The organism is Pantoea sp. GbtcB22 (assembly GCF_019091025.1).
In the GTDB taxonomy this organism is placed as follows: domain Bacteria; phylum Pseudomonadota; class Gammaproteobacteria; order Enterobacterales; family Enterobacteriaceae; genus Pantoea; species Pantoea leporis.
Genome location: NZ_JAGXKB010000008.1, coordinates 144,761 through 169,649, shown reverse-complemented (window position 1 = coordinate 169,649; position 24,889 = coordinate 144,761). Strand labels below are relative to the sequence as shown.

Here is a 24,889-nt window from a genome sequence, read left to right as displayed (position 1 = left end):
CACTATGTTTACTGACACCCTGAATAAATGCGCCGCCAACGCGGCGCGCATTGTGCGTACGGCGCAGCACAGCCCGCAGGCCTTCTGGATCAGCTCGGCGATGGCGGGCGCTTACGTTGGCCTGGCGATTATCCTGATCTTCACGCTCGGCAATCTGGTCGATCCGGCTTATCGTCCGCTGCTGATGGGCGCGACTTTCGGTATCGCTTTAACGCTGGTGATCATCGCTGGTTCCGAGTTGTTCACCGGCCACACCATGTTCCTGACCATCGGCGTCAAAGCCGGCAGCATCAAGCAAGGCCAGATGTGGTGCGTGCTGCCGCAAACCTGGCTGGGTAATCTTGTCGGTTCAGTATTCGTCGCGCTGATTTATTACTATGCGGCGGGACCGCTGCTGCCAAATGCCGGATCGCTGCTGCACAGCGCGGCGCTGGCAAAAACCACGCAGCCAGCCATGGCGCTGTTCTTTAAAGGCGCGCTCTGTAACTGGCTGGTCTGTCTGGCAATTTGGATGGCGGTGCGTACCGAAGGCACGGCGAAGTTCATCGCCATCTGGTGGTGTTTGCTGGCGTTCATCGCTTCCGGCTACGAACACTCGATTGCCAACATGACGGTCTTTGCGCTGTCGTGGTTTGGTCAGCATAATGCCGACTTCACGCTAAGCGGCATCGGCCACAACCTGCTGTGGGTGACGCTGGGCAATATGTTCTCCGGCATGGTGCTGATGGGCCTCGGTTACTGGTACGCCACACCGCAGGCGCAGCGCCCGCAGGCCGAAGCGCAAGCCGCGCCGCTCAAAACGGCATAACACTTTTTCAGCCCGCCTTGCGCGGGCTTTTTTCAGGATGAGCTATGGACTACTTTCCGCTGTTTTGCCGCCTGCAAGGCAAGCGCTGTTTGCTGGTGGGCGGTGGCGATGTAGCAGAACGCAAAGCGCGTTTGCTGCTGGACGCCGGTGCCAATTTGCAGGTTGGCGCGCTGGATTTCTCTCCCGCTTTTCAGCAGTGGGCACAACAGGGAAAGTTGACCTTACTCCCCGGCGCGTTTGACGAGCGCTGGCTCGCGGATTGTTGGCTGGTGATTGCCGCCACCGATGATGATGCGGTGAATCAGCAGGTTGGCGATGCGGCTGAGCGCCGGCGCATCTTTTGCAATCTGGTGGATGCGCCGCAGGAAGCCAGCGCGATTATGCCGTCGATTGTCGACCGTTCGCCGCTGATGATCGCCGTGTCATCTGGCGGTCGCGCGCCGGTGCTGGCGCGTTTGCTGCGTGAAAAACTTGAAGCGATGCTGCCACAACATCTGGGTGAGTTAGCGTCCTTAGCCGGATCGTTGCGCAATCGTGTGAAGCGTAGCTTTAACAGCATGGCGCAGCGGCGCGCTTTCTGGGAGCGCTTCTTCGTGAGCGATCGTCTGGCGCAAACCCTGGCGAATGGTGATCGACCACGCGCCGAGCACATCGTCGAGACCTTGTTCGATGCGCCGCTGTCGCAGCAAGGCGAAGTGGTGCTGGTAGGCGCCGGGCCGGGCGATGCGGGGCTGCTGACGTTGAAAGGTTTGCAGCACATCCAGCAGGCCGATGTGGTGGTGTATGACCGCCTGGTCTCGGCGCCGATTCTTAATCTGGTCCGCCGCGATGCGGAGCGCATCTTTGTCGGCAAACAAGCCGGCAATCACTGCGTACCGCAATCGCAGATCAACCAGGTTTTACTTGAGCAGGCGCAGAGCGGCAAGCGGGTGGTGCGACTAAAAGGTGGCGATCCCTTTATCTTTGGCCGCGGCGGTGAAGAGCTGGAACTGCTGGCGCAGCACAACATCCCGTTTAGCGTGGTACCGGGCATCACCGCCGCCTCGGGCTGTTCTGCTTACAGCGGTATTCCGCTGACGCATCGCGACCACGCGCAGAGCGTGCGTTTCGTCACCGGCCATTTGCAGCAGCATGGTGAAATTGAGTGGCGCAAGCTGGCGGCTGAACAGCAAACGCTGGTGTTCTATATGGGGCTGGCGCAGGCGCCGGAAATTCAGCAGCAGCTGTTGCAACACGGCATGGATGCTGCGATGCCGGTGGCGATCGTGCAGAACGGCACCACGCCGCAGCAGCGCGTTGAGACCGCAACGCTGGCGGAACTGGCCACGCTGGCGCAGCAGTTTGCCAGTCCGGCTCTGATTATTGTTGGTCGCGTGGTGGAACTGCGTTCTCAGTTACGCTGGTTTTGACACGGTAAAAAACTGTACAGCGCTGCGCTTTGTCGCCAGACTATGGGCCATCTTTCTCGTCAATAAGGAGTTTCCATGCGCGTTGCTTCACGGGTTTGCGCGTTGTTATTGCCGTTAAGCGCGGTTGCTACCGCCGCACCGGTTACCTGGTCGAACGTGGTGGGTGAATGGCAGGTGGTGGCGGTAACGCCTAAGAAGGAAGTCGGTCAGCTGTATATCAAGAATGATCCACAGTTTATGGGCGCGCGCGTGGCGTTTAAGCCGAATGCGATCACCTGGACGCGCGGTACTGCTGAGCGCAGCATCAATCCTTCCGTCGATAACTGCAACGCTAAGCCGCGCCTGAGCGCCGCGAATGGCGCGGGCCAGGATCGTGATTTCACCTTCCGTTACGGTTTCAATGTGAGCTGTGGCAATCAGGCGTGGGGACCTGCGCCGGGCGCGGTGATCAGCGTGCTGGCTGACGGTAACGCCCGCCTGTTCTGGGATGGCGCGGAACTGGCGTTACATCGCATCAAATAAAAAACGGCGGGTCAAATGACCCGCCGTTCTGTTCTATTCCGCAAACCGCTTACGGCTGTGCGACAAAACCTACCGCTTCATACACTTTCTTCAGCGTTTCCTGCGCATGAGCGCGGGCTTTTGCTGCGCCATCGCGCATCACCTGATTCAGCAACTCTTCATCGTTACGGAAACGATGATAGCGCTCCTGCAGCTCGGTCAACATGCCGGAAACCGCTTCAGCCACTTCACCTTTCAGATGGCCGTACATTTTGCCTTCGAACTCTTGCTCCAGCTGCGCAATGGTTTTACCGGTCACGCCCGCAAGAATATCCAGCAGGTTTGATACACCGGCTTTCTCTTTGACGTCGTAGCGCACCACTGGCGGCTCGGCGGAGTCGGTTACCGCACGTTTGATCTTCTTCACCACCGCTTTGGTGTCTTCCAGCAGACCAATCACGTTGTTACGGTTGTCGTCTGACTTGGACATTTTTTTGGTCGGCTCAAGCAGCGACATCACGCGTGCACCCGATTTCGGAATGAACGGTTCAGGCACTTTGAACACATCGCCGTACAGCGCATTGAAACGCTGGGCGATATCGCGGCTCAGCTCCAGATGCTGCTTCTGATCTTCGCCAACCGGCACCTGATTGGTTTGATAGAGCAGGATATCGGCCGCCATCAGCACCGGATAATCAAACAGGCCTGCGGTGATGTTTTCCGAGTAGCGCGCGGATTTATCTTTGAACTGCGTCATGCGGCTCAGCTCGCCAAAATAGGCGTAGCAGTTCAGCACCCAGCTCAGCTGCGCATGCTCTGGCACGTGCGACTGAACAAAGATGGTGCTCTTCGCCGGGTCGATGCCGCAGGCAAGATAGAGCGCTAAGGTATCCAGCGTGGCTTTACGCAGCGCGGTTGGATCCTGACGTACGGTGATGGCGTGCAGATCGACGATGCAGTAAATGCAGTGAAAATCATCCTGCATCTGCACCCACTGACGCAGCGCACCCATATAGTTGCCAATGGTCAGTTCACCGGAAGGCTGGGCGCCGCTGAAAACGATGGGTTTGCTCATGTTATGTCCTGATAATCACAGCCCGATAGCGGGCAAAAGTTCGTCAAAAGAGTCGAGAGTTAAATCGGGTTGGCTGGTAGCAATCGGCTCGCCGTAGTTGTAGCCGAATGTCATACCGATGTTCGGTACGCCTGCCGCCTGGGCCGCGAGAATATCATTGCGAGAATCGCCGACAAACAGCAATTGTCCCGGAAGCACGCCAAAATGGCCAAGGACGAGGAAAATGGCCGCCGGATGGGGCTTTTTCACAATTACGTCGTCACCGCCGATAATCTGCGTGAAGTACTCAGCAATCCCGAGCGACTTCAGCAGCGGCGCCACAAATGGCGTTGGCTTGTTGGTGACGATCGCCAACGGCAGGCCTTTCGCCTGCAAGGCCGCCAGCGTCTCTACTACCTGCGGGAACAGCGTACTGCCCGCTTCTACCGTTTGCGCGTAATATTTGTCAAACAGCGCACGCGCATCGCGTTGCTCTTCGGCATGCGGCTCGCGTCCCAGCGCCCAGGTCAGCGCGCGGGTCATCATCACGTCAGCGCCGTTACCAATCCAGGTAGAAGCCAATGCCAAACCCGGCGGCGGCAGCTGCAGATCGCTCAGCGCATGATCAATGGCTTGCGACAGGCCCGGCGCGCTATCGACCAGCGTACCGTCGAGGTCAAACGCCAGCGCGCGGATATCAGTGAAATGAGCCATTGACTTTCTCCAGTTCGCCACGCATCTCATCGATCACTTTTTTGTAATCCGGATGACCGAAGATCGCGGAACCGGCAACAAACATATCGGCACCGGCGGCAGCAATCTGGCCGATGTTATCAATTTTCACGCCGCCATCCACTTCCAGACGAATGTTGTAGCCACTCTCATCAATCAGGCGACGCGCCTGACGCAGTTTGTCGAGCGTACCGGGAATGAAGGATTGACCGCCAAAGCCTGGGTTCACCGACATCAGCAGAATGATGTCCAGCTTATCCATTACATAATCGAGGTAGTGGAGCGGCGTCGCAGGGTTGAACACCAGACCCGCTTTGCAACCATGCTCTTTGATCAGCTGCAGCGTGCGATCAACATGCTCGCTGGCTTCCGGGTGGAAAGTGATGAAGGTGGCGCCCGCTTTAGCGAATTCCGGGATCAATGCATCCACAGGTTTAACCATCAGATGCACATCAATAGGTGCAGTGATGCCGTAATCGCGCAGCGCTTTAAGCACCATCGGCCCCATCGTCAGATTGGGAACGTAGTGGTTATCCATCACATCGAAATGGACCACATCACCACCTGCCGCCAGCGCTTTGGCCGTGTCTTCACCCAAACGCGCGAAGTCAGCAGCCAGAATTGATGGGGCCAGTAAAAATTGTTTCATCCGATTCTCCCAATTTTGTGCGCCAGCCTGAGCTGGCGTAATGCCTTGGTCGCGGACGAAACAGGCTAGCGGAAAAGCGCTAGCAGTTCGTCGACTTGCGTGCGACCACTTATGCTTCGGCTGATGGAACGCCGGGCTTTGACTATGTGTAAATCCGCATTCTGATACCACTCACGCGTGAGTACCGTATCGTGGTTTGAAATCAGTACCGGGATGCGATTTTGCTGCGAAAGCTTATTGGCTAACTCAGCCAGATGCTGCTGCTCGCGCAGACTAAAACTGTTGGTGTGGTAAGCGGTAAAATTCGCTGTCGCCGAAAGCGGTGCATACGGCGGATCGCAATAAACCACTGAGCCTTCAACGGCGTTGTTCAGAGTAACATCGTACGATTCACAGACAAAGGTCGCTTTTTGCGCCCGTTCGGCAAACCAGAGCAGCTCCGCTTCCGGGAAGTACGGCTTGCGATACCGGCCAAAAGGCACGTTAAACTCACCGCGCAAATTGTAGCGGCACAGACCGTTATAACCGTGTCGATTGAGATACAGAAACAGCACCGCGCGCTGATATTCATCTTTGCTCGCATTAAAGGCGATGCGCTGCGCGTAGTAGGTTTCTGCCGTGTTGCCTTCAGCGTTGAAAAGCTGGCGCGCGTCTTCAATGAAAGCCGCGGTACGCGTTTTGACGATGTTATACAGATTGATGAGATCACCGTTGATGTCCGCCAGGTGATAGCGGTCATAGTCGGTGTTGAGGAACACGGAACCGGCGCCGACAAAGGGTTCGATTAGACAATCACCTTGTGGCAAATGACGACGGATGTCATCGAGGAGCGGGTATTTCCCTCCGGCCCATTTCAGGAAAGCGCGATTTTTTTTCATGCTGTCGTGGTTATTACATCTTAATTATTGGCTGTGGTGGAACCGACAGCAGCTCTGCGCTTTAAACGGGGCCGCATTTTTGCGGCCCCACATCTCATTACTGGCTTTCTTTCTTCACCTGGCTAAGCGGTTTTACCCACGGATTGGCCGCACGTACTTCCGCTGGCAGCGATGCCACGGCGCGTTTCGCATCGGCTGGCGTGGCGTAAGCGCCGCTCACCAACACATACCAAGGTTCGCCGTTACGCGTGGTTTTATACACGTGATAACCGCTCAGGTTCTGTTTTCTCGCCCAGGCGTTCAGGCTCTCTTCTTTCGACGCACCGCTCAACTGCAGCGTATAGTTTCCGCCCGACGGCAACGATTTGCTGGCACCGCTCGCACTGGCAGGCGCGGGATTACGCGTCGCGGTGGTGCGGGTGTTGTTCTCTTTCACAGCTGCTGGTTTAGTGGCGGTCGGTGTTTTATGCGGCGTCGACGCGTGCGTCTCGCGTGTACCGTTGTTGCTGGTGCGCGCGGGGGTTTCTGAACGCATGGCTGGCGGCGTGATCGCTTTACCGTTGCCGCTGACTGTGGCCGGCGCGGTTGGCAGCGAGCTATTACCCTGCGCGCCTTGTGCTGCGGCATCGACAGAACCTTGCTGATTGTTCAGCGCACTATTGAGATCGCCCGGCAGCGTGACACGTTGTTGGTTAGCTGGCGTATCCACAGGCGCAGCTTGCGTCGGCGTCGAGGAGACCGATGGCATCGAGATGGATTGACCATCGCTGCCCGCTGGTGCAGTTGTGCCCGCGGTGTTTTGCGCTGCGCTGCCTTCAGCAGAAGGCGTGGCGTTTTGCTGGCCGCTCATGGACGTCGATCCCGAAAGGTCGATGTTCTTTTCGCTGCCACCGGCAGAAGGTGCCGCGCCATTATTTGCGGTATTGGTTGCGGGTTTCTTCTCGTCTGGGCCGGTTAATGCTGAACCAATCCCCAGCACCACCAACAGCAGAACCAAAATACCAATGCCCATCATCATATGTTGACGGGAAACCGGTACTTTCACTTTCGGCGCAGAAGACGATTTGCGTGGCCGCGTCGGACGGCGGTCACTGGCGTCAGGTTTTAACTCGTCTTCCGGTTTGAACTCATCCATTTAGCCTCCTCCGTAAAACGACGCGCTTCCCACACGCCGCATCACCACTCATCACTTCTAATAATCAGGGTTTCTGGCAATCGTTAATTGCTGCCAGCACCATATCATGAGCCACACCGCCACGCACTTCAGAGCGGCCAATAGCGAGAGGCAGCACCAGACGCAGCTCGCCCGCCAGCACTTTCTTATCGCGCATCATGTGTGGCAAATAATCTTCCGCCGCCATGCTCGCCGGGCCATGTACAGGCAAACCAGCACGCAACAGCAGCGCGATAATGCGATCGGTTTCAACCGAGGTGAACTGCCCTAAACGTTCAGCGGTACGTGCGGCCATCACCATGCCAGCCGACACCGCTTCGCCGTGCAGCCAGTTGCCGTAGCCCATGTGCGCTTCAATCGCATGACCAAAAGTATGGCCCAGATTGAGCAGTGCACGTACGCCGGTTTCGCGCTCATCAGCCGCAACCACTTCGGCTTTAAGCTCGCAGCAACGACGGATGCAGTAAGCCAGGGCTTTTTCATCTAGCGCCAGCAGAGCATCAAGATTTTGCTCTAGCCACTGGAAGAATTCGCCATCAAGGATAATGCCGTATTTGATCACTTCCGCCAGACCGGACGCTAATTCGCGCGGTGGCAGAGTGGCCAGGCAATGAGTATCCACTACGACAGACGCGGGCTGATAAAACGCCCCAATCATGTTTTTGCCGAGTGGATGGTTTACCGCGGTTTTTCCACCGACGGAGGAGTCAACCTGAGACAACAACGTGGTCGGCACCTGAATAAAGCGCACGCCACGCTGATAGCTGGCTGCAGCAAATCCGGTCAAGTCACCAATCACGCCACCACCGAGTGCAATCAACGTGGTATCACGACCGTGCGGCTTTTTCAGCAGCGCGGTGAATACCTCGTCCATGACCGCCAGGGTTTTGTACTGCTCACCATCAGGCAAAATGACCTGATCTACCTTAATGCCGGCATTGCTGAGCAGCGCTGACAGGGGTTCAAGATAGATCGGCGCCAGGGTCTGGTTTGTCACCAGCATGGCATTGTCGCCTGCTTTGAGCGGCCAAAAAGAAGCCGGATCGTTAAACAGTCCGGCAGCGATGGTGATGGGGTAACTGCGATCCCCGAGTGAGACAGTGATCTTCTCCATGATGACCGATACCTATTGCTGAGCCCTCAGGGCGCTGGATTAGTTCTTTTCCAGCATGTTGATGATCTGATTGGCCACCACTTTTGCACTCTGATCGTCAGTGCGAATAGTGACATCAGCGATCTCTTCATAAAGCGGATTACGTTCACCAGCTAGCGCTTCCAGTACTTCGCGCGGCGGTGATTCAACCTGCAACAGCGGACGCTTTTTATCACGCTGGGTTCGTGCAAGTTGCTTTTCGATGGTGGTTTCAAGGTATACGACCACACCGCGGGCGGAGAGACGATTACGGGTCTCGCGGGATTTGACTGAGCCGCCACCGGTCGCGAGGACAATGCCTTGCTTCTCGGTCAGCTCATTAATGATCTTTTCTTCACGATCGCGGAAGCCTTCTTCGCCTTCCACATCAAATACCCAGCCTACATCCGCTCCGGTGCGTCGCTCAATTTCCTGATCGGAATCGAAAAATTCCATATTGAGTTGCTGAGCCAACTGACGACCAATAGTGCTTTTGCCGGCACCCATCGGCCCAACCAGAAAGATATTGCGTTTCTCTGCCATTTTATCGGTATTACTAAGAATTCGTTGATGATACCCCGCGTTCAGCATAGCTGGCGGGACAGGAACTGAGACCTCATGAGCGTTAACAAGAGTCAGACGGAAAATTATCTCAACACTCATGGCCGTTTGGCAACCGAATAAATTGCCCCCGGCGACCTCTTAACAGGACCGGTCTGTGGTTCGCGAGACGGTAACGCACCTCCGCTGATCCGCTATATTTCGTGCTACAGGCACGCTGGCCGGGGTCATCCACTGTCATCGCTTACCGATGTAAGCACAGTGCATTCACTCATTTAACGTCTTACTGGAGCTCGAATTATTTTGGCGATATTTCTTTTGACGTCAGTATCGCTTGTGACTAACGTCATTCGGAAGGTTATTCTGCCGCGTTCCGTTACACCGTTTTGAAAATCGCTAAACCTTGTAAGCTAATTCCAGCCCTGCGTCAACGCAGTTGGCCTCACAGAACGAATTTTCCGCTTTATCCGGCAGTAAGCGCTGCTTCCCTGACCAGTCTGGGAGTAATAAAGATCACCAGCTCCTTTTTCTTCTGCTCATCAGTTTGCTGACGGAACAAATTCCCTAATAAAGGCATATCGCCCAGCCAGGGCACGCGTTTTTCGCTCTGCGTACGCTGCTGCTGGAAAATGCCGCCCAGCGCTAAAGTTTCGCCATCGCGCAGCGTCACTTGAGTCTCGATCTCCTGCTTATCAATGCTCAGCACCTGGTTGTCGCCAATGTTTACACTGCGCCCTGGCAAGTTCTGGCTCAGCCGCAGTTTGAGCTGGATGCGGCCATTTCCCAGCACCACCGGCGTCACTTCCATGCCTAAAACCGCTTCCTTAAATTCAATGGCGGTGGCACCGCTGTTGCCCGATTTCACCTCATAAGGGATTTCCGTGCCCTGTTTGATGCTGGCGGTTTGCTGATGCGAGGTAAACAAGCGCGGACTGGCGATGATTTCGATTTGGTTCTCCTGCTCCAGCGCACTCAGTTCCAGGTTGAGCAGTTCGCCGCTGACCTGGCCCAGCGTCACGCCCGCGCGAAACGCCGGATTACTCACCGCAAGAGGAATCTCGAGCAGCGGGTTGCGCAACGCCTGCGTTACCACTTCTGCCGGTGACGTGCCCCAGTTAACACCTAACTCGCGCAGGTGCTCTTCATTGATGGTGACGATATGTGCCGCGAGCTCAACCTGCTCGAGCGGCAAATCCAGCGCTTTTAACCAGCGCTCGGTGTCACGCAATGCCTCAGCCGTATCGCGTAGCAGCAAACTGTTGGTGCGGCTATCGACCGTGACGCTACCACGCGGCGTCATCAACGAGCGTTCGGCTTGCAGGCTGCGGTAAATATCGCTGGCGCTGGCGTAATGCAGCGTCACGGTTTGTTGTTCCAGCGGCGTTTGCTGCTTCTCCTCCTCACGCTCCACCTTTTCCTGTTGCGCCTGCTGCTGCTGCCAGCTTTCCGGATAGACCAGCAAAACGCCCTCTTCCTGCACCACGGTGAGTTTTGCCAGCTGCGTTACCAGCGCGAGCGCGCGATCCCAGCCGACATTGTCTAATCGCAGCGACAGCCGACCTTCAACGCCCGGCGCAATCAGCAGGTTGGTCTGCTGATAATCTGCCAGCGCCTGCAAAATGCGTTCAACCGGCGCATCATCAAACGTCAGACTTAATCGGTCGTCGTTAGCGCGCAGCGGCATGCTCAGACACAGCAGCATCAGTAACGTCATCCATTTCATAAAAACCTCCTTTTATTACCCATGTGATTTGCTGTGGCGTGCAGCTTTGTGCTGCGCTCAACACCAGCATGCGCGACGTAAGCTGCACGACTTGCCAGGGCGGCTGGGGAAAAGGCGCTTGATTATCCAGCCGATGGCTTTTGCCTTGAGGTGACACCAGCCACGCCACGTAGTGCGGCGCCGTGCCAATAATGCCCTGTAAGCGCCAGCCTTCTGGCGCAGCAACCTGCGTCTGACACAGCGTTGCTGCCAGCGGCTGGAAAGGATCGCGCGCCAGTGCCAGCGAGCTGCAGAGTAACAACAGCAAGGCGCTACTCCGCATCGTCACTCTCCAGCCACAGTTGCGTGTTCAATACGCCTTGCTCGGCTTGCAGCTGAAAGCGTTGTGGCACCGGTAATCGGGTGCTGGCTAGTTCACTAAACAGCGGCAGAAATTGCGGCCAGGCAAGCCTTAACTGCAGCTGCTGCGGTTGGCTATCTGGATGCCAGGCTTCCAGCTGATTGCCGCGCGCTGCCACGATTCGCTCCAGCGTTTGCTGAGTGCGGGTATCCTTCGTGGGTTGCTGCAGCAGGCTAATTTCGCTCTGCAACACATCAATCGCCGGAAGTGAAGCCAGCTGTTGCAACCGCTGTTGCTGCTGTTGACGCATCTGTTCCAGCTGCCGCGCTTGCGCTTCACGCATCTGCTGCTGCGGACGAAGCAGCACGATCCACGTCAGCGCAAACAGCCCCAGCGATAATGTCAAAAGTCCCAGCATGCGCAGCGGCAGCGTGAGCATCAGCCAGCGCTGCAGGAGTTCATTCATCGGCTACCTCCTGCACGCGCGCATGCAAAGCAAAACGATAGTCGCCGCCCGCTTCGCGCTTCACACCGCCCTGCTTTACGCTGCTGAACAGCGGCTGAGTCATGAGCTGATGACGAAAATCACTGACAGCCGCCATGCTCTGCGCTTGCCCTTCCAGCACCAGTTGCCCTTGCCGACGTTCAAGGCGATTCAGCCACAAGGTGTCTGGCATTAACTCCGGTAGTTGCTGCCAAAAATGCTGCCAGTGCTGATGCTGATCTTGCCGCTGCAGCTGTTCCTTTTGCGCCTGAAGAAGTGATTCACGCAGCTTCAACAGCGATTGCTGCTGTTCCAGCTGTTGCTGCAGTAAGCTGAGGAGAGAAGTGATATCCATCAGCGCGTCCGTTTGTTGCTGCCGTGCAATGACGCCGCGCCACCACATTAATGAGAGGATCAGCAAGGTGCAGACCAGCGTAAGCGACAGCAGCGAGAGGCTCTGCTGGCGCCGCCGCTGCGATTGCTGGATGCGCCAGGGAAGCAGGTTGACCGCCAGCATCAGACATCCTCCGGGCGCAGCGCCAGCCCAAGCGCGATGGCAAAAATACCTTCCTGTGCAGGCAACGGTGGTTGCAGATAGTGCAGCAGCGAAAACGGCTTGCAGCGTTTAACCTGCTCCTCAGGCAAAACCTGAGTTGAGGTGCAGAATACGCTTTCCATCTGCGGGAAGGTTTCGCGCAGCTGCGCGAGGGTGAGAGGTTCAGTGGCCGCACCTGAAGTGGTGCTTTCCCCCACCAGCGTCCATAGCCAATGATCGCTAAGCGGATGAATCAATAAGTGGTTGTGGCGTAACGGCAGGCGCATGGCGATCTGCGTCAGCGCCAGGCTACTCAGTTCGAATACGTCCGGTCGTAGACCTGCCTGCTTGAGCGGCGTCAGCCATTGCGTAATCACCTCGCGCCGTGCCGCGGTAACGTAAAGCGGTGCATCCTTGCCCGGTGAGCGATAATCCAGCGACAGCGAAGCGGGTTCGACGGGAAACAGACGCTGCGCAGAAGCCGCCACATAGCGCCCCAGCGCGGGTTCACGCAGCGAGGTTTCCGGCAGCGGCAAAGTGCGTTGCAATACCAACTGCGGCGGCAGGCCAACGCGCAGTGAATAGCGCTTCGGCAGATGGCGCTGCCAGCGCCCTAACATATCCAGTAACGCAGGCGTGGTTTGCAGCACGCCGTTTCTTAACGTATCTTGCGGCAGCGTTTGTTTCCACCAGTGTCGCAACTGCCAACCATGACGTCGGCGTTCGATGCCAAGGGCACACAGTTGTCCGTTTTGGATATCCAGTCCAATTTGCCAGCGCTGAAAAGCCATACGCGCGATCTCCTTATCATTAAAAGGTCAGAGTGCTGATACCCCGGCAACTTCAAGCCTGACAGGTATATGAATGCGTCAGGCTTGTCTTTATACTACCGCGCGGTTGCTTATAAACTGCTCAAACGACAACAGATGGGAATTCTCAGGTGAAGTTCGTAAAGTATTTATTGATCCTTGCAGTGTGTTGCATTTTGCTGGGAGCCGGCACGGTTTATGGTTTGTACAAATACATAGAGCCGCAGCTGCCTGATGTGAACACATTGAAAGATGTGCGCCTGCAAACTCCTATGCAGGTTTACAGCGCGGATGGCGATCTAATCGCCCAGTACGGCGAGAAGCGCCGTGTCCCGCTGACCCTACAACAGATGCCGCCTGAGTTAATCAAAGCGTTTATTGCCACCGAAGATAGCCGTTTCTACGAGCATCACGGTGTCGATCCGGTGGGGATTTTCCGTGCAGCCAGCATTGCGCTGATGTCCGGCCACGCCTCGCAGGGCGCCAGTACCATTACTCAACAGCTGGCGCGTAACTTCTTCCTCAGCCCGGAACGCACCTTGATGCGTAAGATTAAGGAAGCGTTCCTCGCGATCCGTATCGAACAGCTGCTGAGCAAAGATGAAATCCTTGAGCTCTATCTCAACAAGATTTATCTCGGCTATCGCGCGTACGGCGTAGGCGCGGCGGCGCAGGTCTACTTTGGTAAACCTATTGATCAACTGTCGCTGAGTGAAATGGCGATGATTGCTGGGTTGCCAAAAGCACCTTCGACGTTCAACCCGCTCTATTCTCATACGCGTGCGCTGGCGCGTCGTAATGTGGTGCTGGCGCGTATGCTGGATCAAAACTACATCACGCAGCAGCAATATAACGAAGCGCGTAACTCGCCGCTGACGGCCAGCTATCACGGCCCGGAAATCGCCTTCTCTGCACCTTACTTAAGTGAAATGGTGCGTCAGGAGATGGTGAAGCGTTATGGCGATAAAGCCTATGAAGATGGTTACAAGGTTTACACCACCGTCACCCGTCATCTGCAGGAAGCCGCGCAGCAGGCGGTGCGTAATAATGTGATGGCGTATGACATGCGCCACGGCTATCGCGGTCCAACCAATGTGCTGTGGAAAGTGGGCGAAGCGAGCTGGGATCAAACCCGCATCCAGAATGCGCTGAAAAATCTGCCAACTTACGGACCGCTGAATGCTGCGGTGATCACCAGCGCCAGCGCCGATCACGCCACGGCGATGCTGAAAGATGGCAGCAGCGTTACGCTGAATATGGCCGGCGTACGCTGGGCACGCGCTTACAAATCTGACACGCTGCAAGGCCCAACGCCGCGCAGCGTGACGCAGGTGCTGCAAACCGGCCAGCAGATTTGGGTGCGTAAAGTGAATGACGACTGGTGGCTCGGCCAGGTTCCGGCGGTGAACTCGGCGCTGGTGTCACTCAATCCAGAAGATGGTGCGGTTCGCGCGCTGGTCGGCGGTTTCGATTTCAATCAGAGCATGTTCAACCGCGCAACCCAGGCGCTGCGTCAGGTGGGTTCCAACATCAAACCCTTCCTGTATACCGCAGCGATGGATCGCGGTTTAACGCTGGCATCGATTCTCAACGACGTGCCGATTTCGCGCTGGGATGCCGGTGCGGGTGCTGACTGGCGTCCGAAGAACTCACCGCCAACGTATGCAGGTCCAATCCGTTTGCGTCAAGGCTTAGGCGAGTCGAAAAACGTGGTGATGGTACGTGCGATGCGTGCGATGGGCGTTGATTACGCGGCGGAATATCTGCAGCGTTTCGGCTTCCCGGCGCAGAACATCGTGCATACCGAATCGTTAGCCTTAGGCGCGGCGTCCTTTACCCCAATGCAGGTGGTACGCGGCTACGCGGTGATGGCGAACGGCGGCTTCCTGATTGATCCTTACTTCATCGCGAAGATCGAGAATGAACAAGGCGGCGTGATCTTCGAAGAGAAACCGAAGATTGCCTGTCCGCAGTGCAACCTGCCGGTGATCTATGGCGATACCAAAAAGTCGGTCGCGTTGAATGAAGAGAGCGTCGAGAATGTCGCGACCTCCGATCAATCGCAGAACCAAACCGTGCCGCAACCGGAGCTGGAGCAAGTGCCTGCACAGCCGGGTGGCGAGCAGCAGTATGCTCCGCACGTGATCAACACGCCGCTGTCATTCCTGATCAAGAGCGCGCTGAACACCAACATCTTCGGCGAGCCGGGCTGGATGGGAACGGGCTGGCGTGCCGGTCGTGACCTGAAGCGTAACGATATCGGCGGCAAAACCGGTACCACCAACAGCTCGAAAGATGCGTGGTTCTCTGGTTATGGTCCGGGCGTGGTGACGTCGGTGTGGATCGGTTTCGATGATTCACGCGCGTTGGGTCGCTCCACCATGTCAGGTGCGATACCGGATCAAATCTCCGGTTACGAAGGCGGCGCGAAGAGTGCACAGCCAGCGTGGGATGACTATATGAAATCCGCGCTGGAAGGCGTGCCGGTACAGCCGCTAACACCGCCAGATGGCGTGGTCACCGTTAACATCGATCGCGGCACCGGCAAGTTGGCTAACGGCGGTAACTCGCGTCAGGAGTACTTCATCAACGGCACCCAGCCAACCGAGTATTCGGTGCATGATGTCGGCACCACCCTCATGGACAACGGCGAAAGCCACGAACTGTTCTGATCAAAAAAGCCGGCAAATGCGCCGGCTTTCTTTTTTTAATGATGATGCAATTTAGTAGCTTAAACGGCCCTGCTTCACCAGCCACTCACGCACCATAAACAGCGCGCTGACGTTACGCGCTTCGCGGAAGTCGGGTTCATCCAGCAGCGCCAGCAGATTATTTAGCGGCCAGCGATGGACAATTAGCGGCTCCGGCTCATCACCTTCCAGCTTCTCTTCGTACAAACCTTCCGCCACCACGATGTTCATCTTGCTGGAGAAATATGAGGGCGCCATGGTCAGCTTGCCCAGCGCTTCCAGTTTGGTGGCACCAAATCCCGCTTCTTCTTTCAGTTCACGATCGGCGGCTTCAAAGGCGCTTTCGCCAGGATCGATTAGCCCTTTAGGAAAGCCCAGTTCATAGCTTTCCAGACCGACGGCGTACTCCTGGATCAGGATCACGTCATCGCCAATAATCGGCACAATCATCACCGCTTCACGGTCGGAAGGTTTCATGCGCTCATAAACGCGGCGCGCGCCATTGCTGAAAGCGAGATCGACCGCTTCGATGGTGAACAGGCGGGAGCGGGCCACCGCTGCCACATTGAGGATGTCAGGTTTTTTCATTGGGGTTTTCATATCAGCCTCAAACTTAGCACAACCCTGTGAAACGTGATGACGCCAGCATACCGAAGCCAGAACTATTGTGCGACACGCAGCGTAAGTAAACTATGGTGACACACATTCACTTATGGCTGCTAACAACTTCTTGTTATCTATGCAGTTAAAAATTCACAATAAGTCAACGGCGCGGGGTTAAATTCAGAAAATACCGATATTTAGTTGAGTCATGTCTGGTTAACATCCCGTTAAGGAATGATCTAACAAACTATAATTAAATGATTTTGCGCGTTATTTTATCTGACTTTTCCCTTGTCAGAATGACATCTGCTCGCCAAAATTGACTTGTATTGATGGATTCACCGGGAGTAATTCGTTAACGTGAAGGCAGTTTTTTGGCTGGATTGAGCAAAGCATGAGCACTTATATTGTCATTCTGGCTGTCATGCTCGCCTGTTCCTTATTAGCAGGTATCGGCTATTGGTTCGCTATGCGGCATCGTCCGCCGTTGGCGAAACCACTGCCGTTTATCAGTCCGCCTAATCGCAAGCTCACCGACGAAGAACGCGCTGCCGTTGAAAAGTACATCGCGCTACTGGTGAAACAGCAGCAACACAGCAGCGCGCGATCCGCAAAGAAGCCGCGCGAACCTCAAGCGCTGACGCTCACCGCGCAAAGCAACAATGTTTATCCTGTCACCCGCTCCATCACCCGCTATGGCCTCTCCACCGACGATCCGCAGAAGTGGCGCTACTATCTCGATGAAGTCGAAGTGCATCTTCCGCCGCTTTGGGAACAGTACATAGCCGAAGAGAACCACGTAGAGCTGATCCGCACGCAAACGCTGCCGCTGGTGATTTCGCTTAACGGACATTCGCTGGTGAATTACGCGGTAGAACAACCGGCGCTGCCGCCACTGGTGCGGCCGATGTCCACTAACGCGTCGATTCGTAAAGAAGAGAGCGAGAATGTTGAGCTGTTGCAGGTACGCAAAGAGACCTCAGAAGAGTATCAGCTGTCTCGCGCCGACGGCACGCGTGAAGCGGTCGCCATCTGTTTCGCTTTCCTGCTGTTCTTCCTGAGTCTGGTGCTGCCCGGCAGCCTGATGGGCTGGATTGCGCTGCTCGGCTGCCTGATGATCGCCGTTAGCCTGTGGTTCCTCTATCGCTTCCCTGGCGCCAAAGGTTTGCGCGATGTGCATTGCCTGCGCGGTGCGCCCAAGCGCTGGGGCCTGTTTGGTGAATCCAATCAGGAGCAGAGCAACATCTCGCTGGGCATTATTGATTTAATCTATCCCGCGCACTGGCAGCCGTATGTAGCGCACGATTTAGGCCAAACCACCGACGTCGATATGTACCTCAATCGTCAGGTAGTGCGTCAGGGTCGCTTCCTGTCGCTGCAGGATGAAGTGCGTAACTTCCCGGTGCAGCGCTGGCGTAAAAATCTGGTACTGGCGTGCGGCTCGCTGCTGGTGCTGGTCATGCTATTCACCTGGATTCCTCTCAGCATGCCGATCAAACTCAGCCTTGCGTGGGTGAAAGGCACCGAGAGCATTGAAGTGAATAGCGTGGATAAGCTGAATGCGCTGCCGCTACACATCGGCGACATTTTGAAAGTGGGTGGCACCGGCATGTGTTCGGTACCGGGCAATTATCAAAGCAATCGCAGCTACGCCTACATGCCGTTCGACTGCTCGGCGATTTACTGGAATAACGCCGCGCCGCTGCCACAGCCGCAATCGGAGATCATCGATAAAGCCTCGGCGCTGCTCGATACCACCACGCGCCAGCTGCATCCGGAAACCAATACCGATCCCAAACTCAATCCGCAGCTCGCCTCGGCGATTCAGAAATCGGGCATGATTCTGCTGGATGACTTCTCGGATTTGGTGCTGAAAACCCAGGATCTGTGCAGCCAGCAGCAGGATTGCGTACGCCTGAAAAATGCGCTGGTGAATCTCGGCAACGCCAAAGATTGGGATTCACTGATTCACCGTGCGGATTCTGGCAAGCTGAATGGCATGAACGTACTACTGCGTCCGGTGAGTGCCGAAGCGCTGGAAAATCTGGTGAACACCGCCACCTCCAGCTTCTTCGCGCGTGAAACGCGTCGTGCGGCTGAAAACCTCAATAGTCCACCGCCGGGCGGCTTCCTGATTGTCAGTGATGAAGGTCGTCAGATGGTGATGCAACCGCAGCCGTCGGTACCGCTGTTCGATCTTGATGCGCCTTCGCAATGGCGCGAACTGCAACGCATGTCTGGCATGCTGCTGCATACGCCATTCGCCGCCAGCGGCATCATCACCAGTATTACCACCGATGCCAACGGCACACGCCATATCGCGCTGCATAACGAGCCGGATGCCATGGCGCAATGGCGCTATTTGGGTACCACGCTGTTGATGCTGGTGCTGATTGCCAGCGCGGTGATCAACGGCTTGCTGGCGCTGCGTCGTATTCATCGCAATCGCCTGCGCATGGCGGAAATTCAGCAGTATTACGATAAGTGCTTCAACCACAATCTGAACACTATGCAGAGCGTGCGCTCGCTGTTCTGAGCCCTCTCCTTCTGTGCTACCCTGTCGCCCACTTTTTTGCGGCGAGAAAGACAATGCAGGTTACGCTTAACTGGTCAGAGATTGATACCGTGCTGCTGGATATGGACGGCACCTTGCTCGATCTCGCCTTTGATCGCCACTTCTGGCTGGAACACGTTCCGGAAACCCTGAGCCGCGAACGCGCCATCACGCTGGGCGAAGCGCATCAGCTGATTGAGCAGAAATACCAGGCCGTGGTGCATACGCTAAACTGGTATTGTCTCGATTACTGGTCGCAGGAACTGGCGCTGGATATTCGCGCCATGACGTGGGAGAAGCGCCACCGCGCGGCAATGCGTGAAGATACGCTGCCGCTATTGCAGGCGCTGCGTGCCGCAGGTAAGCGCACGATTCTGTTGACCAATGCGCATCCTTACAATCTGGATGTGAAACTGGAGCAGACCGGATTAGCTGCCCACCTTGATTTATTACTTTCCACCCATACCTTTGGATATCCGAAAGAGGATCCGCGTCTCTGGCAAGCCGTTCAGCAACACACTGCGTTTGACAGCGCGCGCACGCTATTCATTGATGACAGCGAAGCGATTCTGGATGCAGCAACACGCTGGGGCATCCGCTGGTGCTTAGGCGTCAGCAATCCGGATTCCGGTCGGCCCGATCAATCTTTCCAGCGTCATCCGGCGGTACGCGATTATCGCCAATTGTGTGAGACGCTGCGTTAAAGCAGGAGCCGCAATACCATGAAAGAGAAAGTGAGCGAAGGCGTGCGCCTCGACAAATGGCTGTGGGCCGCGCGCTTCTACAAAACGCGTGCGCTGGCACGCGAAATGGTCGAAGGCGGCAAAGTGCATTACAACGGTCAGCGCAGCAAGCCGAGCAAACTGGTGGAGCTAAATGCTGAATTGACGCTGCGTCAGGGCAACGATGAGCGCACCGTGGTGATCACCGCCGTGACCGATCAGCGTCGTCCGGCCAGCGAAGCCCAGGCGCTGTATGCCGAAACCGCCGCCAGCATCGACAAGCGCGAGAAAACCGCGCTGGCACGCAAGATGAATGCCTTAACCATGCCGCACCCCGATCGCCGCCCGGATAAGAAAGAGCGCCGCGATCTGATGAAATTTAAATTGTCGGGTGATAAATAACGCGCCCCCAACGAGAGAAACACTATGTCTGCAAACGATCAACTGCACCGTTACCTGTTCGAAAACGTCGCCGTGCGCGGCGAGCTGGTCAATGTGAGCGAAACCTGGCGTGAAATCGTCGAAAATCACCACTACGTTGAGCCGGTAAAAACCTTGCTGGGCGAGTTGCTGGTAGCCACCAGCCTGCTAACGGCAACGCTGAAGTTTGACGGTGATATCACGGTGCAGTTACAGGGCGACGGTCCGCTGACGCTGGTGGTGATCAACGGTAACAACCGTCAGGAGTTGCGTGGCGTGGCGCGCGTGCAAGAAGACGCGGAGATCGCACCCGGCAGCAGCCTGAAAGAGATGGTCGGTAACGGCTATCTGGTGATCACCATTTCGCCAGAGAAAGGCGAGCGCTATCAGGGCGTGGTTGGCCTGGAAGCGGATACGCTGGCGGGTTGTCTGGAAGATTACTTCATGCGTTCTGAGCAGTTGCCAACGCGCCTGTTTATCCGCACCAGCGACAAAGGCGCAGCCGGCATTCTGCTGCAGGTGCTGCCAGCGCAAGAGCCGAGCCTGGATGATTTCAATCACCTCGCCACGCTGACCGAAACCGTGAAGAGCGAAGAGCTGATTGAGCTGCCCGCCACCGACGTGCTGTGGCGCCTGTATCATCAGGAAGAAGCCACCGTGTTCGATCCGTCGCCAGTCAGCTTCAAGTGCACCTGTTCACGCGAGCGCTGCGGTGAAGTGCTGAGCACGCTGCCGGTTGAGGAAGTGGACGAAATCCTCGCAGAGGATGGCGAAATCGATATGAATTGCGACTATTGCGGATCGCATTACGTGTTCGATGCAGTGGATATTGCCGCCATTCGTAACGCACCAACCAACAACAGCGATCACGTGCATTAATTACCTGCCGGGCGGTTCATCCGCCCGCATTCATGCTGAACGTATCCCTATCATTTATCACGGTTATTAGCTAAATAACGCTGACTTTAGTTTCATAAGTGGCAGATTTCTCTACTTGTCACGTTCCAGCTCGCATTTCTGACTATCTTCTCTTTTCCGCTGTGCTCAGAAGAGTACACTGCGCGCGATCTGCCCTGCGTGGCTATGCAGGCAGGCGGCAGAATCACCCCATAAAAAATATGCAGTAACAGATACCGATTAAAGGAGCAGTCACATGCGCGTTAACGGCCTGACATCGCAAGACCTCGCCTCTATGGGCATCAGCGGCACCACCGAAGTGGTGTACAACCCTGATTTCGACACCCTGTTTCAGGAAGAAACTCGCCCAGAGCTGGAAGGTTATGCGCGAGGCATTCTGACGCAGAGCGGTGCTATTGCCGTGGATACCGGCATCTTCACGGGTCGCTCGCCAAAAGATAAGTACATCGTTCGGGATGACACCACGCGCGACACGCTGTGGTGGAACGATGTCGGCAACGGTAAAAATGATAACCAGCCGCTGTCACAGGAAACCTGGCAGGCGTTGAAAGATCGCTGCACCCAGCAGCTTTCCGGCAAACGCCTGTTTGTGATTGATGCGTTCTGCGGTGCCAATCCTGACACGCGCCTCAGCGTGCGCTTCGTGATGGAAGTGGCCTGGCAGGCGCACTTCGTCAAAAACATGTTTATCCGCCCGAGCGAAGCCGAACTGGCTGACTTCAAACCGGATTTCGTGGTGATGAACGCCGCGCAGTGCACCAATCCAGACTGGCAGGCGCAAGGTCTGCACTCCGAGAACTTCGTCGCCTTCAACCTGACCGAGCGCATGCAGCTGATTGGCGGCACCTGGTACGGCGGCGAGATGAAGAAAGGGCTGTTCGCCATCATGAACTACCTGCTGCCGCTGAAAGGCATCGCTTCAATGCACTGTTCGGCTAATGTCGGCAAAGCGGGCGATGTGGCGGTGTTCTTCGGCCTGTCCGGCACCGGTAAAACCACGTTGTCCACCGATCCGGATCGCCAGCTGATTGGCGATGACGAACACGGCTGGGATGACGACGGCGTGTTCAATTTTGAAGGCGGCTGCTACGCCAAAACCATCAATCTGTCTGAGCAGGCGGAGCCGGAGATCTACCGTGCAATTCGTCGCAATGCGCTGCTGGAAAATGTGGTGGTGCGCGCCGATGGCAGCGTGGATTACGCCGACGGCAGCAAGACCGAGAACACCCGCGTCTCTTATCCGATCGAGCATATCGAGAACATCGTGCAGCCGGTGTCGAAAGCGGGCCATGCGAAGCGGGTGATTTTCCTTACCGCCGATGCCTTTGGCGTGCTGCCGCCGGTTTCACGCTTGACACCGGAACAGACGCAATACCATTTCCTGTCTGGCTTTACCGCCAAACTGGCCGGCACCGAGCGCGGCGTCACGCAGCCAACGCCCACCTTCTCTGCCTGCTTTGGCGCGGCGTTCCTGACGCTGCACCCAACGCAATATTCCGACGTGCTGGTGAAGCGCATGGAAGCGGCAGGTGCGCAGGCGTATCTGGTGAATACCGGCTGGAACGGCAGCGGCAAGCGCATTTCGTTGAAAGACACGCGCGCCATCATCAACGCGATTCTGGCTGGGGAGCTGGATGAGGTTGAGACTGACACCTTGCCGGTGTTCAACCTGCAGATGCCTAAAGTTCTGCCGCAGCTGGATAGCGCGATTCTCGATCCGCGCCGCAGCTGGCCGACAGAAGCGGCCTGGCAGCAAGCCGCGCAGGATCTGGCGCAGCGCTTTATTACTAACTTTGAGAAATATACCGATAACGATGCGGGTAAAGCGCTAGTTCAGGCGGGTCCGCAGTTGTGATGTGAAAACCCGGTGGGCATGAATGCCCGCCGGGTATCACGCACTGTGATTGATACTCGCCACCGCCGTGGCGCTGCTGCCTTCCGGAATCGGCAACCAGGCACGAATCCGCAATCCGCCCCGGTCGCTGTCACCAATCTCCAGCGAACCTTCATGCGCATCGATAATACGCTGCACAATCGCCAAACCGAGACCGGTGCCGCTGGTACTGCGCGCGCTGTCGCCGCGCACAAACGGCTGGAAAAGATGCTGTAGCTGATCCGGCTTGATGCCCGGACCATCATCTTCCACCTGGAACCACGCGCGGTTCAGCTCCTTGCCGCTGCTGACCTTGATCCATCCATTGCCATAACGCGCCGCGTTGACCACCAGATTCGCCAGCGCGCGCTTGATCGACAGCGGGTTGATATCCAGCATCAAATCCTCGGACATCACCGCGTTCTCAATCTCGCGCTCGTAGCCGCTCTCTGCCGCCACCACTTCGCCCAGCACGCTGTTGAGGTCGGCGCGCTCGGTCTGCATCTCCTGACCGGTACGCAGATAGTCGATGAACTGCTCGATAATCGCGTTGCACTCTTCGATATCTTTATTGATCGACTCCGCCAGATAACCATCCTGCTCGCCCATCATCTCAGTAGCGAGACGAATGCGCGTCAGCGGCGTACGCAAATCGTGGCTGACACCCGCCATTAACAAGGTACGATCGTCGGCCAACTGCTTCACACCGGCCGCCATTTGGTTAAACGCCCGCGTCACCGAACGCACTTCCGACGCGCCGTATTCACGCAGCGGCGGTGGAATGATGCCTTTACCGACCTGCAACGCCGCATGCTCCAGATCCACCAGGGGTCGGTTCTGGATGCGGATAAACAGCCAGGCGCCGCCAATCGCCAGCAGCATAATCGCCAGCGTGTAGCGGAACAGCGGTGAGAAGTCGCCCTGATGGATTTCGGTGAGCGGCACGCGCACCCAGATATCCGGCGACAGCCAGGTTTTCAGCCACACCACCGGCGAGTTTTTATTCACCTCGACACGGACATCGGTAGGACCGCCCAGCTGCTGGCCCATCTGCTCACTGAGGAATTCGTAATGTTGCGCCCAGCGCAAACCGCTCTCTTCCGCCGCCGCGTTGGTATACAACGAGATGCCCAGCTCACGATAAATTTCGCGTCGGAAGGCCGGTGGCACTTCCAACTGCGTTCCGTCTTCCAGCTGCAGCCGATCGGTCATCAACATACGCACTTCGTACGCGAGGACCTTATTGAACTGCTGCAAGCTGGGAAGAATGGCGAAATTGAGCACCACCAAATAGGTTGTTACCAGGCTGACGAACAGCAAGGTAACAATCAATAACAAGGTGCGGGCAAACGAACTGCGGGGTGAGAAGCGCAATCGCCTCATGCTTTGCTGCCGTCCGGAACGAATACGTAGCCAAGACCCCAAACGGTCTGAATGTAACGTGGATGCGCCGGATCTTCTTCCACCATGCGGCGCAGACGCGAGATCTGCACGTCGATGGAGCGTTCCATGGCGCTGTATTCACGGCCACGCGCCAGGTTCATCAGCTTATCGCGTGACAGAGGCTCACGCGGATGGCTCACCAGCGCTTTCAGCACGGCAAACTCACCGCTGGTCAGCGGCATTGGCTCATCTTCACGGAACATCTCGCGGGTGCCGAGGTTCAGCTTAAACTTACCGAAGGCGATAACCGCTTCTTCCTGCGAAGGCGCGCCCGGCAACTCATTGGCCTGACGACGCAGTACGGCACGAATACGCGCCAGCAGTTCGCGCGGGTTAAACGGTTTTGGAATGTAGTCATCCGCACCGATTTCCAGACCGACGATACGATCCACTTCTTCGCCTTTCGCGGTGACCATGATGATCGGCATCGGGTTGCTTTGACTGCGTAAACGGCGGCAGATAGACAAACCATCTTCGCCCGGCAGCATCAAGTCGAGCACCATCAAGTGGAAGGATTCGCGGGTTAACAGTCGGTCCATTTGCTCGGCGTTGGCAACGCTACGCACCTGAAAGCCCTGCTCGGTGAGATAGCGCTCCAGCAACGCACGCAAACGCATATCATCATCGACGACCAGAATTTTGTAGTTCTCTTGCATGTTCAACTCCCAAAGGCGCCATTGCCTGAGCCAATATTGTTAAAAAAAGAGGCCTCAGTGTGACAGTCATTAATGGTTTATATTCTAGCCGAAATTGTTACAAAGCATATTAAACAGCAGCTTATATTTATTTTTGACCCTGAAATGCGCTTCGCTTCGCGTTTTTTATCTGTGCTTTCAAGCCGCTTAGCGCTTATCTGAAAATTTGGCGCATTTTCTTT

The 24,889-nt window shown here is 56.3% G+C and carries 24 protein-coding genes; 9 read left to right on the top strand and 15 right to left on the bottom strand.

What is annotated here, in order from left to right; translation table 11 throughout:
- The first annotated feature begins 4 nt into the window (after positions 1-4).
- From nirC to KVT28_RS20925, 3 genes are all read left to right on the top strand, one after another.
- Positions 5-808 (top strand): nitrite transporter NirC, encoded by an 804-nt coding sequence (gene nirC / locus KVT28_RS20935; protein WP_101762659.1) that lies wholly within the window; start codon positions 5-7, stop codon positions 806-808.
- Between the two features lie 44 nt (positions 809-852).
- Positions 853-2,217, top strand: coding sequence for a siroheme synthase CysG (cysG, locus tag KVT28_RS20930; protein ID WP_217549922.1), 1,365 nt, complete (start codon positions 853-855; stop codon positions 2,215-2,217).
- A gap of 75 nt (positions 2,218-2,292) precedes the next feature.
- Positions 2,293-2,739, top strand: a complete 447-nt coding sequence (locus tag KVT28_RS20925; RefSeq protein WP_217549920.1) for a hypothetical protein — start codon at positions 2,293-2,295, stop codon at positions 2,737-2,739.
- Between the two features lie 49 nt (positions 2,740-2,788).
- Here the strand turns inward: KVT28_RS20925 and trpS are convergent, their stop codons facing one another.
- The 12 genes from trpS to pilM form a co-directional block, all read right to left on the bottom strand.
- Positions 2,789-3,793, bottom strand: a complete 1,005-nt coding sequence (gene trpS / locus KVT28_RS20920) for a tryptophan--tRNA ligase (protein WP_101762662.1) — start codon at positions 3,791-3,793, stop codon at positions 2,789-2,791.
- A 15-nt stretch (positions 3,794-3,808) separates the two neighbouring features.
- Positions 3,809-4,486, bottom strand: coding sequence for a phosphoglycolate phosphatase (locus KVT28_RS20915; RefSeq protein WP_192414849.1), 678 nt, complete (start codon positions 4,484-4,486; stop codon positions 3,809-3,811).
- The gene (gene rpe / locus KVT28_RS20910; protein ID WP_101762664.1) at positions 4,470-5,153 is read right to left on the bottom strand and encodes a ribulose-phosphate 3-epimerase; all 684 of its coding nucleotides are present in this window, start codon (positions 5,151-5,153) and stop codon (positions 4,470-4,472) included. Before rpe ends, KVT28_RS20915 begins: the two co-directional genes overlap by 17 nt.
- Positions 5,154-5,218: 65 nt before the next feature.
- Positions 5,219-6,031: an adenine-specific DNA-methyltransferase gene (dam, locus tag KVT28_RS20905; RefSeq protein WP_101762665.1), complete on the bottom strand. Its 813-nt coding sequence runs from the start codon at positions 6,029-6,031 to the stop codon at positions 5,219-5,221.
- Between the two features lie 97 nt (positions 6,032-6,128).
- Positions 6,129-7,166, bottom strand: a complete 1,038-nt coding sequence (locus KVT28_RS20900; RefSeq protein ID WP_101762666.1) for an SPOR domain-containing protein — start codon at positions 7,164-7,166, stop codon at positions 6,129-6,131.
- A 64-nt stretch (positions 7,167-7,230) separates the two neighbouring features.
- The gene (gene aroB, locus KVT28_RS20895) at positions 7,231-8,319 is read right to left on the bottom strand and encodes a 3-dehydroquinate synthase (protein ID WP_101762667.1); all 1,089 of its coding nucleotides are present in this window, start codon (positions 8,317-8,319) and stop codon (positions 7,231-7,233) included.
- Positions 8,320-8,358: 39 nt separating this feature from the next.
- The gene (gene aroK, locus KVT28_RS20890; protein WP_008107887.1) at positions 8,359-8,880 is read right to left on the bottom strand and encodes a shikimate kinase AroK; all 522 of its coding nucleotides are present in this window, start codon (positions 8,878-8,880) and stop codon (positions 8,359-8,361) included.
- A 481-nt stretch (positions 8,881-9,361) separates the two neighbouring features.
- Positions 9,362-10,621 (bottom strand): DNA uptake porin HofQ, encoded by a 1,260-nt coding sequence (hofQ, locus tag KVT28_RS20885; RefSeq protein ID WP_101762668.1) that lies wholly within the window; start codon positions 10,619-10,621, stop codon positions 9,362-9,364.
- On the bottom strand, positions 10,566-10,943 hold the full coding sequence (locus KVT28_RS20880) for a HofP DNA utilization family protein (RefSeq protein ID WP_110867621.1): 378 nt from the start codon (positions 10,941-10,943) through the stop codon (positions 10,566-10,568). Before KVT28_RS20880 ends, hofQ begins: the two co-directional genes overlap by 56 nt.
- The gene (locus KVT28_RS20875) at positions 10,933-11,427 is read right to left on the bottom strand and encodes a hypothetical protein (RefSeq protein WP_217549918.1); all 495 of its coding nucleotides are present in this window, start codon (positions 11,425-11,427) and stop codon (positions 10,933-10,935) included. Before KVT28_RS20875 ends, KVT28_RS20880 begins: the two co-directional genes overlap by 11 nt.
- Positions 11,420-11,962: a PilN domain-containing protein gene (locus tag KVT28_RS20870; RefSeq protein WP_217549917.1), complete on the bottom strand. Its 543-nt coding sequence runs from the start codon at positions 11,960-11,962 to the stop codon at positions 11,420-11,422. Before KVT28_RS20870 ends, KVT28_RS20875 begins: the two co-directional genes overlap by 8 nt.
- Complete coding sequence (gene pilM / locus KVT28_RS20865; RefSeq protein WP_217549915.1) at positions 11,962-12,771, bottom strand: pilus assembly protein PilM; 810 nt, start codon at positions 12,769-12,771, stop codon at positions 11,962-11,964. The genes KVT28_RS20870 and pilM overlap by 1 nt, the downstream gene beginning before the upstream one ends.
- A 149-nt stretch (positions 12,772-12,920) precedes the next feature.
- On the opposite strand from pilM, the gene mrcA reads away from it, so the two are divergent.
- A complete protein-coding gene (mrcA, locus tag KVT28_RS20860; protein WP_101762673.1) occupies positions 12,921-15,461 on the top strand; it encodes a peptidoglycan glycosyltransferase/peptidoglycan DD-transpeptidase MrcA in 2,541 nt (846 codons plus the stop codon).
- Between the two features lie 51 nt (positions 15,462-15,512).
- On the opposite strand, the gene nudE is transcribed toward mrcA, so the two are convergent.
- On the bottom strand, positions 15,513-16,079 hold the full coding sequence (nudE, locus tag KVT28_RS20855) for an ADP compounds hydrolase NudE (protein ID WP_101762674.1): 567 nt from the start codon (positions 16,077-16,079) through the stop codon (positions 15,513-15,515).
- 397 nt (positions 16,080-16,476) lie between these two features.
- Here nudE and KVT28_RS20850 point away from each other — a divergent pair, with 397 nt between their 5' ends.
- From KVT28_RS20850 to pckA, 5 genes are all read left to right on the top strand, one after another.
- Positions 16,477-18,618, top strand: coding sequence for an intracellular growth attenuator family protein (locus tag KVT28_RS20850; RefSeq protein ID WP_137386663.1), 2,142 nt, complete (start codon positions 16,477-16,479; stop codon positions 18,616-18,618).
- A gap of 53 nt (positions 18,619-18,671) precedes the next feature.
- On the top strand, positions 18,672-19,340 hold the full coding sequence (yrfG, locus tag KVT28_RS20845) for a GMP/IMP nucleotidase (RefSeq protein WP_101762676.1): 669 nt from the start codon (positions 18,672-18,674) through the stop codon (positions 19,338-19,340).
- A gap of 18 nt (positions 19,341-19,358) precedes the next feature.
- The gene (gene hslR / locus KVT28_RS20840; protein ID WP_101762677.1) at positions 19,359-19,760 is read left to right on the top strand and encodes a ribosome-associated heat shock protein Hsp15; all 402 of its coding nucleotides are present in this window, start codon (positions 19,359-19,361) and stop codon (positions 19,758-19,760) included.
- 24 nt (positions 19,761-19,784) lie between these two features.
- On the top strand, positions 19,785-20,657 hold the full coding sequence (gene hslO, locus KVT28_RS20835) for an Hsp33 family molecular chaperone HslO (protein ID WP_217549913.1): 873 nt from the start codon (positions 19,785-19,787) through the stop codon (positions 20,655-20,657).
- A gap of 274 nt (positions 20,658-20,931) precedes the next feature.
- Positions 20,932-22,551 carry a phosphoenolpyruvate carboxykinase (ATP) gene (gene pckA / locus KVT28_RS20830; protein ID WP_217549911.1) on the top strand — a complete coding sequence of 540 codons (1,620 nt, stop codon included), beginning with the start codon at positions 20,932-20,934 and terminating at the stop codon, positions 22,549-22,551.
- Positions 22,552-22,587: 36 nt separating this feature from the next.
- On the opposite strand, the gene envZ is transcribed toward pckA, so the two are convergent.
- A complete protein-coding gene (envZ, locus tag KVT28_RS20825) occupies positions 22,588-23,952 on the bottom strand; it encodes a two-component system sensor histidine kinase EnvZ (RefSeq protein WP_101762680.1) in 1,365 nt (454 codons plus the stop codon).
- Complete coding sequence (ompR, locus tag KVT28_RS20820) at positions 23,949-24,668, bottom strand: two-component system response regulator OmpR (protein WP_001157751.1); 720 nt, start codon at positions 24,666-24,668, stop codon at positions 23,949-23,951. Before ompR ends, envZ begins: the two co-directional genes overlap by 4 nt.
- Positions 24,669-24,889 lie beyond the last annotated feature (221 nt).